The 13,500-nt window shown below is 65.0% G+C and carries 9 protein-coding genes; 5 read left to right on the plus strand and 4 right to left on the minus strand.

The genetic code is table 11. From position 1 onward, the window contains the following. Positions 1 to 174: 174 nt before the first annotated feature. A complete protein-coding gene (locus OJB03_RS01865) occupies positions 175 to 1,182 on the plus strand; it encodes a TIGR00341 family protein (RefSeq protein ID WP_263784739.1) in 1,008 nt (335 codons plus the stop codon). A 50-nt stretch (positions 1,183 to 1,232) separates the two neighbouring features. On the opposite strand, the gene OJB03_RS01870 is transcribed toward OJB03_RS01865, so the two are convergent. After that, positions 1,233 to 2,474, minus strand: a complete 1,242-nt coding sequence (locus OJB03_RS01870; RefSeq protein ID WP_263784740.1) for an MFS transporter — start codon at positions 2,472 to 2,474, stop codon at positions 1,233 to 1,235. Between the two features lie 384 nt (positions 2,475 to 2,858). On the opposite strand from OJB03_RS01870, the gene OJB03_RS01875 reads away from it, so the two are divergent. From OJB03_RS01875 to OJB03_RS01890, 4 genes are all read left to right on the plus strand, one after another. Beyond that, positions 2,859 to 5,687, plus strand: coding sequence for a TonB-dependent receptor (locus tag OJB03_RS01875; RefSeq protein ID WP_263784741.1), 2,829 nt, complete (start codon positions 2,859 to 2,861; stop codon positions 5,685 to 5,687). Between the two features lie 206 nt (positions 5,688 to 5,893). Further along, complete coding sequence (locus OJB03_RS01880; RefSeq protein WP_263784742.1) at positions 5,894 to 7,462, plus strand: T9SS C-terminal target domain-containing protein; 1,569 nt, start codon at positions 5,894 to 5,896, stop codon at positions 7,460 to 7,462. A 201-nt stretch (positions 7,463 to 7,663) separates the two neighbouring features. Next, positions 7,664 to 8,815 carry a glycosyltransferase family protein gene (locus OJB03_RS01885; RefSeq protein WP_263784743.1) on the plus strand — a complete coding sequence of 384 codons (1,152 nt, stop codon included), beginning with the start codon at positions 7,664 to 7,666 and terminating at the stop codon, positions 8,813 to 8,815. Between the two features lie 149 nt (positions 8,816 to 8,964). After that, positions 8,965 to 10,050: an endonuclease/exonuclease/phosphatase family protein gene (locus OJB03_RS01890; protein ID WP_263784744.1), complete on the plus strand. Its 1,086-nt coding sequence runs from the start codon at positions 8,965 to 8,967 to the stop codon at positions 10,048 to 10,050. On the opposite strand, the gene phoU is transcribed toward OJB03_RS01890, so the two are convergent. The 3 genes from phoU to OJB03_RS01905 form a co-directional block, all read right to left on the minus strand. Further along, positions 10,038 to 10,748, minus strand: a complete 711-nt coding sequence (gene phoU / locus OJB03_RS01895; RefSeq protein WP_263784745.1) for a phosphate signaling complex protein PhoU — start codon at positions 10,746 to 10,748, stop codon at positions 10,038 to 10,040. The genes OJB03_RS01890 and phoU overlap by 13 nt on opposite strands. Positions 10,749 to 10,866: 118 nt before the next feature. Beyond that, positions 10,867 to 12,099, minus strand: coding sequence for a glycosyltransferase family 4 protein (locus tag OJB03_RS01900; RefSeq protein WP_263784746.1), 1,233 nt, complete (start codon positions 12,097 to 12,099; stop codon positions 10,867 to 10,869). Between the two features lie 27 nt (positions 12,100 to 12,126). Next, positions 12,127 to 13,362 carry a glycosyltransferase family 4 protein gene (locus tag OJB03_RS01905; RefSeq protein ID WP_263784747.1) on the minus strand — a complete coding sequence of 412 codons (1,236 nt, stop codon included), beginning with the start codon at positions 13,360 to 13,362 and terminating at the stop codon, positions 12,127 to 12,129. Positions 13,363 to 13,500 lie beyond the last annotated feature (138 nt).

A 13,500-nucleotide genomic window follows, 5' to 3' on the forward strand; every position in this document is an offset into this window, starting at 1 on the left:
TACAGGGACGCAGGCGACCGGGCATCCGGTGCCGCCTGCGTCCCTTTTTTGTTGGGGCGCACGCGTCCGAGGGCTCCGCCCAAACCGGCTCGGCTGGATGTGCAGCGTCGTCGTGGTTACCCTCCAGAGACAGCACCCGATTGGTTTCCCCTTTACCCTGCGTATGCCGCCCGCATGGCCCTCCGCGTCATCGACATCTATCACCCGGACACCGACGAGGCCCTTGACGTGCCCGACGCCCCCTACGACGTGCTCGGGCACTGGACCTACGCGATCGACGACGACCAGCGCGTGGACCGCGTGCTCATGGAGGTGGAGGACACCGAGGCGTTCCTCGATTGGGTCGACGATGCCGTGATCACGGAGTACCGGGTGGTAATCCACGCCGTGGAGGCGACGCTGCCGCGGCCCGAGGTGGACGGGGACGAAGGCGAAGAGGACGAGGGCGGAGACGCCGACGAGGAGGACACAGAAGGACGCTCCGCGCGGGTGGGACGGGCCGAGCTCTACGAGTACGCCCGCGACGCCACGGACGTCTCCGGCTACTACTACGCGCTCATTGCCCTGTCGGTCGTCGTTGCGGCCGGGGGCATGCTGCGGAACCAGACCGCCGTGGTGATCGGGGCGATGGTGATCGCGCCCCTCATCGGGCCCAACCTGGCCCTTGCGCTCGGCACCACCCTTGGGGACCTGGATCTGCTCAGACAGTCCGCCTGGGCCAACCTGACGAGCGTGGGGCTGGCCCTCAGCGGGGCCTTGGGCCTCGGAATCGTCATGACGGTGGACCCGACGACGGGTGAGTTGGCGGGGCGGACGGTCATTGGGATCGCCGACATCGCGCTGGCCGGCGCGGCGGGGGCGGCCGAGGCCCTGGCGGTACCCCGGGGACGCGCGACGGGCCTCGTCGGGGTGATGGTGGCGGTGGCGCTGCTGCCCCCCGCCGTGGCCACAGGGCTCTTGTTCGGAGCAGGGCATCCCGACCCGGCCCTCCGGGCGGGGCTGCTCACGGCGACCAACGTCGTCTCCCTCAATCTAGCGGCCGTGTGCACGTTCTTGCTGCTCGGTGTGCGGCCCCGCGACTGGCGCGACATGGAGCAGGCGCGCACCTCCCCCCGCACCGCCCTTACGCTCTGGGGCGGCGCCCTGGTTGTGCTTGTCCTTCTTCTCTGGCAGTTCGCCTGATTGAGAGACACGCTCCCCTGAAGGCATCCCGGGAAAAAGCTGCGGGGGCTCTACGGCGTCTCCGCCACGCTCGGGGACTCGGGCGAGGCCTCGTCCACCGAGGCGAGTGGCGGCTCCGGCAGGCCCCAGTGCACGAGGCCGGCCATGCCGATCATTGCGAGCGCGCCGCCGACGGCATTGCTGAGGAAGCCGTAGGGCCCGTACGTGATGCTGGCCACGAAGCTGCCGAACCCGAACCCGGCCTGGCCCACGCTCATGGCGAGGCCCATGAGGAGGCCGCGCTGGCGATCCGGCACGAGCGCCGTGATGAGCGACTGCAGGGGGCCCACGCGAATGCCGATGAGGCCCATGGCCAGGAAGAAGAGTACGGCCGCAATGAGGAACCCTGTGATGTAGAGCGGGGCGAGTGCCATCAGCAGGCCGAGGATCAGCGACGCCCACACCACGATCGGCTTGCGCCCAATGCGGTCGGAGACCCGCCCCCCGAGCGGGGACGCGAGGATGTTGGCGGTGCCCCCGATGGCGAAGAGGAGGGCGATCTCGTAGCTCGACACGCCCACCGTGGACTCGAGCCAGCTCGGGAGGAACGACGTGAAGAGCCCGAAGCCGGAGAACATGAGGAGGTACGACGCCACGGCGTTCACGGCGTCGGAGCCCTGGAGCACGGCCCGGTATTTCTCGACGAGGCGGGCCGGCGTGAGCCGTTGGTCGTCGAGGTCGGCGTCCGGCTGCGGGACGAACAGCCAGATCAGCACGGCCGACACGGCCATGGGGACCGCAAACATGAGAAAGGGCCACCGATAGCCGAAGCCAGTCGCGAGCACCTTGCCGATCGGGATGCCGGCCACCTGCCCGAAGGCCGTGCCGCTCATCACCCATCCGTTGGCCCACCCGCGCTGCTCGTACGGGAAGTAGTCCCCCACGTAGGCCACCGAGCCGCTGGTCAGCATGCCGCCCCCGACGCCCGCCAGCAGGCGCATGGAGAACAGCAGGACGTAGCTCTCCGCCACTGTGTGCAGGGTGAGCGTGACGGCCATTAGGATGGTCCCGTACAGCAGGATGAGGCGGCGCCCAATGCGGTCGGACGCCGGGCCCGTAATGAGGGCCGACACCCCCAGCGACAGCGCGTAGGCCGTCAGCAGCATGCCCTGCCAGAACGCGTTCACCCCGAGCGTCGCCGCAATCTCGGGGAGAATGGGCACCATGATGATCAGCTGGCTGCTGGCCGAGAACATCATCAGCCAGAGCGCAAAGAGAATCAGGTACGGGTTCGAAGTTTTCGTGTCGGGCACGAAGGAAGGCGGTGGATGAAAGAGGTGGAGAAGCTTGAAATGTAAGCCCTTAAACTGAGGAGGAAGCGGGCCACATGCAGAACGCAGACCGAAATATTCAACGAAATTCGCCGTCGTCCTACGGCGGTGGATGCTAGATGGTACAGGGGAGATCCATGCGTGGACCAGCCAGCATTCTGTGGGCAGTGCGCGTGAAAGAGACCTCCGGACGCAGCCGAGTAAGGGAGAAGACAGATTAGTTAATGTAACGGTGATCTGTGCGTAATAGTGACATTACGCACAATTCGTATTGTGTAGCCTGCGTTCCAGTTCGCCCACTGTACCCACAGTGCGCCACGAACTTGGCACTTTCGCTGATTTCCCTTCATAACTTCGCTCATCTTGATGCCTGAGCCCTGGATGCGACGCACGCTCACGGTCGCCCTGGTCGCGCTGATGGTTGTCGGTCCCGATGCGGCCGTGGCGCAGGACGCGGCGCCGACCGGAGCCGTCACAGGGGTGGTCGTGGAGGAGCAGCGTGGGGCGCCCCTCCCGGGAGCGAACGTCACGATCGAGGGCACCTCGACGGGCACCTCGACAGACCTCGACGGGCGGTACCGCATCGACGAACTTGAGCCGGGGACGTACGACCTCGTCGTCTCGTTCGTCGGGTTTCAGAAGAAGACCGTGACGGGCATAGAGGTGGCGGCCGGAGAGTCGACTACCCTCGACGTCGCGCTCGCCGAAGAGACCGAGCAGCTCGAAGAGGTTGTGGTTCAGGCACAGGCGGCTCGGGACTCCGAAGCAGGCCTGCTAAAGGAGCGGGCGAAGGCTGCGTCGGTCGTGGACGCGATCAGTGCCGAGGCCATCGGCAAGTCGGGAAGCTCGACGGCGGCGGGGGCCATTAAGAAGGTGACTGGTGCCTCCATCACGGAAGGAAAATTCGTCAATGTGCGTGGGCTAGGGGGACGGTACGTCAACGCTCAGCTCAACGGCGCGGAGCTTCCCAGTGCCAGCCCCAACAGCAATTCGGTCCCGCTCGATCTCTTTCCAGCTGGGCTGCTCGACAACATTGTGACGAGCAAGACCTTCACGCCAGACGAGCCCGGCAATTTTACAGGGGGGAATGTTGATCTTAGTACTAAGTCGTTCCCTGAAAGGCGGACGCTGTCTTTCTCAAGCTCGGTCACCTACCACAGTGAGGCCCGCTTCGACGATATTCTCCGCCAGAACGGCGGGTTGGACCGGGTGCCCGGCGTAGTCCCGTCGCTGCCCGAGGGCGATCTCAGGGCTGAGAATCAGCCCATTCCTCCGTACTTCGGGGCCAATCAGCAGGAGCGTCAGTTTCTGAACGACGTAACCAACGCGTTCAGTCAGAGCAAAATCACGCCTCAGCGAAAGGCCGGGCCCATCAACCAGGGCTACTCGGCGTCGTTTGGCGACCAATTTCAAATCTTTGATGGAATGCCCCTTGGGGTGGTAACGGGGATCACCTACAGTCGGAGTACGAGTGCATCTCGGAATCGTCGCTCCGCTAGTGCAGGGCCTGTGTCCGACGAAAGCATAACGCCCGACTTCCAATTCAGTGGCGAGAGCGGGTCAACTGAAGAAGTGCTTGGTGGAATTGCCAACTTCTCGTTCAAGCCCCATCCCGACCACGAAATTTCCCTCAACAGTCTGTACAACCAGTCGAATGAGCAGTCGGCAGTCTTCTTGACGGGCTCTATTCCGCGGGACGACGACAATCGAATTTTTGACCGCCGCCGATTGGAGCCCATCGACCGAACGGTCTGGAACGTGCAGGGAAAGGGAGAACACCTACTGGGCGGTGGCAGCGACAGCCCACGACTGACATGGAACTCGTCGTACTCGAAGACGACGCAGGATGAATCGGACGTTCGGTTCTTTACCGACGATCGTCTCCCCGACCGGGACGTGCACCGCATTGCGACATCGATCTACGAGTTTCCGACGCGCTATTTCCGAAACCTCTCGGAGTACACGTGGGGCAACGATCTGGAAGTATCGGTGCCGTTCGGATTCGGAAGTCTCAAGGTAGGAGGGACCTATCAGTATCGGGAGCGAGATCTCAACGAGCGTCGATTCATCTACGACAATCTAAATTCTCCAGGATATGAAGGCGCCCCCAACACATACTTTAGCAAATGTGCCGGCTTCATTGACGAAGGCGAGTGTGATAGCGGCCCCTATCAGGGTACTGCTCCCTCCGACCTCGGGGTCGTGATTCAGGAGCAGACCTCCAACCAGAACAACCTAGTCGGGGACCGTACCGTGGGGGCCGGCTTCGCAATGGTCGATACGGAGGTGCCGGGCCTGCCGGCCCTCCGATTCATCGGGGGACTTCGGATAGAGCACACGGATCAATCCATCGAAACGAGGGACGGGCAGACCGGACAGATTACAGAGACGGACCTTCTGCCCTCGGCCAATCTGGTGTATGCCCTCCGCGAAGACATGAACGTGCGGGCGGCCTATGGACGCACACTGGCGCGTCCGACGTTCCGAGAATTCTCGCCGGCGACCTACTACGACTTTAAGCGACAAGAGATCTTTGACGGCGACCCAACGCTGAAGCGAACCCTTGTCGACAACGTGGACCTCCGCTGGGAGTGGTTTGCGGGGCCGGGGGAGCTGCTTGCGGTCACCGGGTACGCAAAGTCGTTCCAGGACCCGATCGAGCGGGTCGTCGTGGAGCAGGCCATCAATCGTGAGGTTACATACCAAAATCAGCGGAGCGCGGAGATATATGGGGCCGAGTTTGAGGCGCGGAAGCGGCTTGGGTTCGTGTCGAACGCACTTCGTCATTTCGAACTAGGAGGAAACCTGACGCTTACTGAATCGACGGTCACGGACACGTCGGGGCAGGCGCTGGGACGTCCGCTCGAGGGGCAGTCGTCCTACCTGATCAACGCAGACCTGTCGTACGACAATCCGAATAGTGAGACCATTGTCTCCGTCTTCTACAACTACTTCGACGATCGCCTCGACACCATCGAGCGCCAGAACCAGCCCAATCAGTTTGAGCGTGGGCGGCACACGGTCGACGTCGTGGCCTCTCAGGGCCTGCCCTTCGGCGTCAAGATGAAGGTGTCCGTCAAGAATGTGCTCAATGAGGACACCGAAGTATACCAGTCTTTTCCGAGCGCGGAGTTTACGACGGTCCGATACAAGGAGGGGCGTACAATTTCCGTTGGGTTCACTTATAGCCTCTAACAGTAATCTACGATTAGCTCTACGACTGGACATTTCGACCTCGGATGTCCCTGCTGGCATCCAGCGAAGACAAGGCGAGCCATCGCGGCTCGCCTTTTGGCATTTCTGAGCCCCCCGTTATGGAAGTGTTATGCGGCTGTGGGGACTGCAGTGTGGGCTCGGGACACGCACCTACAACGTCTCTTCATGAACTCAACAACAACGGCATGACCAACGTGAATCAACACACCATCAGTGCACGATCGTGGCTTCGGATCGGACTCGCTTTACTGGTCGTCCCGGCCATGATCCTGTTCACGGGTTGTGACAATAACGACAGTGGAATAGACGACGACATGGACGATGGCCCGCCGGGGGGCACCTCGGCGACTGATGCTAACTACGCCAACTACGACACGACCGAAGCAGCGGTTGTCTTTGGTGAGCAGTCCGGCAATGATCTAGGCGTTGTCCCGGACGACGCGTCAGACAACGAGAACGTGCGGGAGAACTACGTGAAGTGGACGAGCGATCACACGTACCATCTCGACGGACGAACTTTTGTGAACTCGGGCGATACCCTGGAGATTGAACCCGGTACGGTCGTGAAGGGCATTCCCAACCAGGACCCAAATAATGCTAGCGTGTTGGTCGTGGCACGAGGGGCGACGATTCTGGCCGACGGCAATCCGGGGAGCAACACCCCCAGCGAGGCCGACCCGATCATCTTCACCACTCGGGAAGATGACGTGAGCGACCCGAACGATCTGAAGCCGAATCTTGATGGGGCCTGGGGGGGCGTGATCATTCTCGGCAATGGACCGAAAAACTTCCCTGGATCCCGCAATGTCGAGGGCATCCCGTCGGACGTGAATCGTGCGTCGTTCGGGAGCGATAGTCCCGATCCGAACGATGACTCTGGCGTCTTTCGGTTCGCCCACATCCGCTATGGTGGCATCTCCATCGGGGCTGGCAATGAGATCAACGGCCTTACGATGGGCGCGGTTGGCTCCGGAACCACGATCGAGTGGGTAGAGGTCTTCAATAACCAGGATGACGGCTTCGAGTGGTTCGGCGGCAACGTGAATGCCCGCTACCTCTTCGCCAGCCGCGTCGGGGATGACTCCTTCGACATTGACCAGGGCTTCAGCGGCAACCTGCAGTTCCTGCTTGCCATCCAGGCGCCGACGCGCGGCGACCGCACCGGCGAGCACGACAGTGGAGACGACGGCTACGGCGGAGGCGACGAGGGAGATACGCCGGTCGCCAATCCGCAGATTTACAACGCCACCTACATCGGCTCTGGACCAGACGGAGACGGTGATATCGCGCTGAAGCTCCGCGATAACTTTGGAGGCAACTACTTCAATTCGATCTTCTACGACTTCCCGGTGCAGTTTATCGAGGTGGAAGAAGCCTCGGGACCGGACAGTCGGGCACGCTGGGAGAACGGCGAGTTGACGGTTGAAAGCAGCATCACCTGGAAATTTGGATCAGTGCAGGATGCCAGCACTCCCTTTGAGGATCTCGTCGAGAATGGCGGGTCGTGGGGCACTACAGTGGCCGACGATCTTGAAAACAGCTACAACGTAACCTACGAGAACCCGGGTCTCTCGCGCGATCTCTCGGGTGATTTCCAGACAGTGGGAGTCATTCCGACGAACGACGTGAGCGGTGGCCAGACGCCGAGCGGGTCGTTCTTTGAAGACGTGTCTTACCGGGGCGCCTTCGATCCCAGTGGAAGCAACTGGGCCGCAGGGTGGACCTTCAGTGATGAGGTTGGCATGTTCCAGTAGCAGCCTCTCAGAGAGCAATCCCTAATCCCATACGCGCCGGGCGCCCGCCGTTTGTCGGGCGTCCGGCGTTTTTTATTTGGGGACCCCGAGGTTATGTAAGGAACTCCGGCCTCCGACTGGAGCGGGGAACGGAGCACATGGGGCTCGTGTGCGTGTGGTAGTCTAGTCGAAATCTCCCACGCACCACGCACCGGCCCCCCAATGGCGCTGCGCTGTCTTTTTGTCGTCCAGGGCGAGGGCCGCGGCCACCTTACGCAGGCGATGGCCCTGCGGTGCATGCTCCGAGACGCCGGCCACCGGGTGGAGGCGGTCGTCGTGGGCAAGAGCGATGACCAGGCCGTTCCGTCCTTTTTCCGCGCGGCGTTTGAGGCCCCCGTCACAGACGTCGAGAGCCCCGGCTTCGTGTCGGACGACGCAGACCGCTCGGTGCGGCCCTGGGCCACGCTACGCCGGGCGCTCGGGCGCACGCCCGCCTTCTGGCGCAGCCTGTCGACCCTCGACGACGCGATCGAGCGCCACGAGCCGGATGTGGTGGTGAACTTTTTTGAGCCCCTAGTGGGCCTCTACGCCGCAACGCATGCGCCGTCCGTGCCGGTGGTGGCGGTGGCGCACCAGTACATGTTCTTGCACCCCGACTACCAGTTTCCTCCGGGGCGTCCGGGACGACGGTGGGCGGCCCGCGCGTTTGCCCGGCTTACGGCCTGGGGGGCGTCGCGGCGCCTTGCGCTCTCGCTCTATCCGGCCCCCGATCGGTCGGGGGATGACCTGGCCGTGCTGCCGCCGCTCCTGCGGCCCGGGGTGTTTCGGCAGCCGCAGGACCGACGCGAGCCCTTCATCCTCGCCTACATTCTGAACAGCGGGTACGCCGACGAGGTAATCCGGTGGCACGAGCAGCACCCGGACGTGCCGCTCCACTGCTTCTGGGACCGGCCGGGCGCGGCCCCCGTGGAGGCCTACGACGAGACGCTCACCTTCCACCAGCTCGACGACGAGAAATTCCTGCACCTCATGGCCCGGAGCCGCGGCTTCGTGTCCACTGCCGGCTTCGAGTCGATCGCGGAGGCGATGTACCTGAAGACGCCGGTCCAGGTGGTGCCGGTCGAGGGGCACTACGAGCAGCGGTGCAACGCCGTTGACGCGGTACGGGCCGGGGCAGGGGTGTGCAGCACGCAGTTCAACATCGGACGCCTCCGGGCGGCGTTGGACCGCGGGTCCGCCCAGGACGGCCGGTTCCAAGAGTGGGTGCGGCAGGGGCGCCGCCGGTTTGTCCGAGAGCTCGAGGCGGCCGCCCGGCACCCTGTCGCCGCGCCCCCAGTCTCGCCGGTGGCGGAGCGAATTCTCGAGGCGGCCTGATGCGGGATGCGACGCCGCGTGCCGGTGGAACGGGGGCGTCGAACATTCTTGAGCCGGCCCGGTCCGACTGGGCGTGGATGTGCGTCGAGGCGGGGCCCGTCTGTCCTTTGAACCTTCGCACTGAGGGAACGGCCATGGGGCTCCGACGCGTGTTGCGGATTCTATCGTGGAGTGGGGCCGGGCTGCTGGTCACTGCGTTCCTGGTCGGCTACGCGGCGCCGTATCTTCCGCCGGCCCGCTTCTGGTGGACGGATCTGTTTGCCGTGTTGCTCCCCGTCCTTGCCGGGGCGGTTGGACTACTGAGCGTCGGGCTGATGGGGCAGGGGGCCTACCGGCAAGCATGGGGGCGCGTGGGGGTGGGTACGGTGCTGCTCCTGCTCGTCGCGGTGCGGTTTGGGACGGTGCCGACGGGACAGGCATCGGAAGGAGAGGCGGCGGCGCTGCGGTTGATGACGTTCAATCTGTCTCCTGTATTTGCCCGCGGGCCGGACCGTGAGCGTACGCTGGCCGAACTCGTCCATCGGGAGGCCCCTGCCGTGCTGAGTGTCCAGGAGACGTGGATGAAAACACGGCCGGCGTCGGACGGCGGCGTCCCGTTGGTGTCCTGGCCGCTCCGGGTGCTCCTGGAGGACTCAGTGGGGTACGCCCTGCCACGTGCCTGGCCCCCCGAGACCATGATCTACCGGCCGGTACTGGGGCAGGTGCGACTAGACTCAATGAGTGTGCACCCGTTGCCCCCGTCCGGCGGGTCCAATCCCCGTTCTCGTTACACGCGCACCCACTTCACCTGGCAGGGGCGCCCCGCCGTGCTCTACAACGTGCACCTCCACACGGTGGGCACCCGTCCTTGGGACCTGCGGGGGACGGTCCCATCGCTTGGTCGCTGGTGGGCCTTCCTGCGGACGTATCGAGAGGGGGCCCTTCACCGCGCCGACCAGGCCCGCCGGATCCGCCGGCACATCGAGCAGGAAACGCGACCGGTGCTCGTGGCGGGCGACTTCAATAGCACCCCGCACCAGTGGGCCTACCGGCACCTTCTGCAGGGCCTGCAGGCGGCGGGTGGGGGCGCAACCTTCCCGGCCGGGTGGCCCCTCGTACAGATCGACCACGTCCTGGCCGGGCCGGAGTGGCGCGTCGACTCGGCCACCGTGCCAGAGCTCGAGGCCATAGATTTCGTTTCGGATCACCGTCCCGTCGTCGCCCAGGTCCGGTGGCGGGACGACTACGAGGAGTAAGACGAGCGGAGGGGCGATGTGCTGCCGGGGTCCATCTCTTCCTGCACGCTGGTGTGGCGGATGTCGACGCCCTCAATAAGAAAGACGACGCCCTTCGCGATATTGGTCGAGTGGTCCGAGATCCGCTCGATGGCCTTGCTGGCGGTGATCAGGTGGGCGGCCACCTCGGCGTGCTCCGGATTCTTCTGGATGTAGTCCACCAGCCCCCGAAAGTTTTCGTGGTGGAGGCGGTCCACTTCGTCGTCGAGATCGGGAATGCTGCGGGCCAGTTCCGCGTCCTGGTCCAGGAAGGCCTGCTTCGCCTCGTCGAGCATGCGGCGGGCTGCCTGGCTCATCCCACGGATTTTGACCGCGTCCAGGACCCCGGGCGCCTCGGTCACGTGCTCCGCGTTGCTGGCCAAGTTGCGGCAGTGGTCCCCGATCCGCTCCAGGTCGGTATTGATCTTTTCGGCCGTGAGCAGGGTGCGAAGGTCGGTGGCCACCGGCTGGTGGCGGGCCAGGATGCGCTGACAATACTCGTCCACCTCCAGCTCTAGGGCATCGACCTCGCGGTCGCGATCCATGACGCGCTCGGCCTGGTCCACGTCGCGGGCAAGCAGGGCGTCCACGGCATCGGTAAACTGCTCGGCCACGATGGTGGCCATGTCGAGCAGGCGACTGCGAAGCTCAGTAAGTTCGCGGGCGAGGCGGTTGGGCATGAAGGTCCCGGTCAGGTCGTCAGGTAATATTCGAATGCTCCTGTACGATCGGGGGAGAAGAATGTGCCGACGAACTGCGGAAGCACGAGCGCTGTCGGCCCCCAGGCCGGCCCAGGCATCAGGCAGGCCTGGTCGGCGAACCGTTGCTTCGTATGAAGGGGGGTGAGGAGCGATCCGTCGCGCTGGCGTCGGGCGGTGTGCCCTGTCTCCACACGGTGCGCAGCACCGACAGGTACGTGTCGGCGACGGCGGGCCACCCGAAGGTGTTTTCGGTGTGGCGCAGGGCGCGTTGCGCGGCGGCGTCCAGGGCGTTAGAATCGTTGTGGTACGTCGTGATGGCGTCCACGAACGCCCTGTGCGACTGTGGGGCTACGAGATGGCCGTTGACGCCGTCAGTGATGACGTCCTGGATGCCTTCGAGACGGGCGGCGATGGCGGGGGTGCCGCACTGGCCCGCTTCGAGCAGGACGATTCCGAAGCCCTCCATGTCGTCCTCGACGGGCACATTCGGCATGATGAACAGGTCGGCCCCGCGGTAGAGATGGCCCAGCGTGCTGTTCGGAATGCGACCGAGGAGGCGGACGCGAGGTGATAGGTTGTGTCGCGCGATGGCGGTCTCGATCGTGTCGAGCTCGGGGCCGTCGCCCGCAACCCAGTAGTGAACGTCGTCGGGGAGACGGGGCATCACCGTGTCGACAAACCAGGCTGTGCCCTTCCGTTCAACCTGTCGCCCCACGCTGCAGAGCAGGAGCCCGTCGGGCGGGGGAGAAGGGGGAGATACGTCCACGCTCTCGTCCAGCGCCTGGCGGGCCGCTGGCCGGTCGGGGGGGGGCTCGAAGCGGTCCGTGTCGATGCCGTTGGGCACGACGCGGAGCTGGTCGGGGGCGGCCCTGCGGTCGAGGCAGGCCTGGCGGGTGGCCCGGCTGACGGGAAGCACCGCGTCGAGGGCGCCGAACACCTTCGGAACGAACCACTGGTAGGGCGGAAACGGAGTCGTCACGTCCAGTCCGTGTACGATGGCGGCGGTCCGTACCCCGTGTTGGCGGAGCAGGCCCTGCAGGGGCACTGCGAGGCCGGCCGTCACCATCGATGAGAAAAGCACCACGTCGACATCGTTCTGCCGGGCGGCCTGGGCAATCTGCCAGCCGGCCCGGGCGAGAAACAGGGGCGTCTTCAGGTGAACCGTGCGCCAGGCACTGCGCAGCAGCAGGGCGTCGTAGTCGAGCGCGTCCGCGTCGGCGCGGGCCTGCAGGGTCTCGTGGAGCTTGAGGGCAACGCGTTGCATGCCGCCCACGTTGGCCAGTGGGCGGCCCTCGGGCGGGAGCGAATGGGAGACGAACAGGAGACGCACGGGGGCGGGCCGACAGGTGGGAAGACGTTACGCAGGGGCCCCCGCTGGGGCTGGGTCTTGCGGGGAGGGAGACGGATGATGGGGAAGCACCTCGTCGTAGTACCGGCTCATGCGGTTGAGGACGGCGGGCCAGGTAAAGTCCTGGGCGCGCTTGCGGGCGGCGGTGCCCATCCGGTCGCGGCGCACATCGTCGACGATCAGGGTGCGCGCCGCCTCGGTGAACGCATCGACACGTCCAGGAGAGCAGAGCCGGCCCGTGGTGCCGTCGTTCACGAGGTCGCGACTGCCGGCCGCGTCGGCACAGACGGTCGGGAGGCCGGACGCCATCGCCTCCAGGGTGACGTTGCCGAACGTTTCGGTGTCGCTCGGGAACAGAAAGACATCGGACGAGGCGTAGGCCTCCGCCAAGTCGGTGCCATCGAGGAAGCCGGTAAAGGTGGTGTTCGGCAGGCGGGCTTCCAACTCCTCCCGGGCCGGGCCGTCGCCCACGACCAAGCTATGGTGGGGGACGTCCTGACGCTCCAGCCGATCGATGACGTCGGCGTACACGTCGAGCCCCTTCTCCCACACGAGCCGACTCACGAACGCGACGACCGCCTCGTCGTCGCCAATCCCGTGGGCCCGCCGCCACCCGCCGGAGCGGTGGCCCGGCGCGAAGCGGTCGGTGTTTACCCCGCGGGGCCAGAGCCGAAGGTCGCTGTCGATGCCGTGTCCCCGAAGCACCTCCGCCATGGCGTGGGTGGGGACGTAGACCTGCCGGCACTGGTTGTAAAACGAGCGCAGATAGCTCCAGACGGGCGTCTCCAGCAGGTCGAGGTGGTAGTACTTCAGGTAGGAGCTGAAGTGAGTGTGGTAGGAGGCCACCACGGGCGTGCCGGTGTCCTGAGCGTGTTGGAGGGCGTTGTGGCCCAGGAGGTCGGGCGTGGCGATGTGGTACAACGTCGGGGCAAAGTCGTCCAGCGCGTCCTGGACGGAGGGCGTGAGGCCCAGCGAGAGCCGGTATTCCGAGCGGCCGGGCACCGGCAGGGACGGCACGGACGTGAGCGTGCCGGCGTGGTCCTCGATGGCCGGGTCGTCAACCGTGGGGGCGAAGACGCGCACCTCAGCACCCTGTTGCTCGAGGTGCCTGACGAGGCGGTTGAGCGTGAGCGACACCCCGTCGGCGATGTGGGTGTAGGCCCCGGCAAAGAGCGCGATGCGCCTGGATGAGCGGTGGGCGGGACGATCGGCGCGTGAAGAAGACAAATCGGGGGTGGGGGGCATGTGAGTCGAAGGCGAGGGCAAAGAGCTCTACGCAAAACGGCGTCCAGGACATGGGTGGAAGGCCCACGCTGCGTCTGTAGCCTGGGAAGGATCCTCAAGACTGTGAAGCCGCTCTCAGCCAGAGGAAAGTAACGCAGG

The sequence above is a fragment of the Salinibacter grassmerensis genome, from assembly GCF_947077765.1.
In the GTDB taxonomy this organism is placed as follows: domain Bacteria; phylum Bacteroidota; class Rhodothermia; order Rhodothermales; family Salinibacteraceae; genus Salinibacter; species Salinibacter grassmerensis.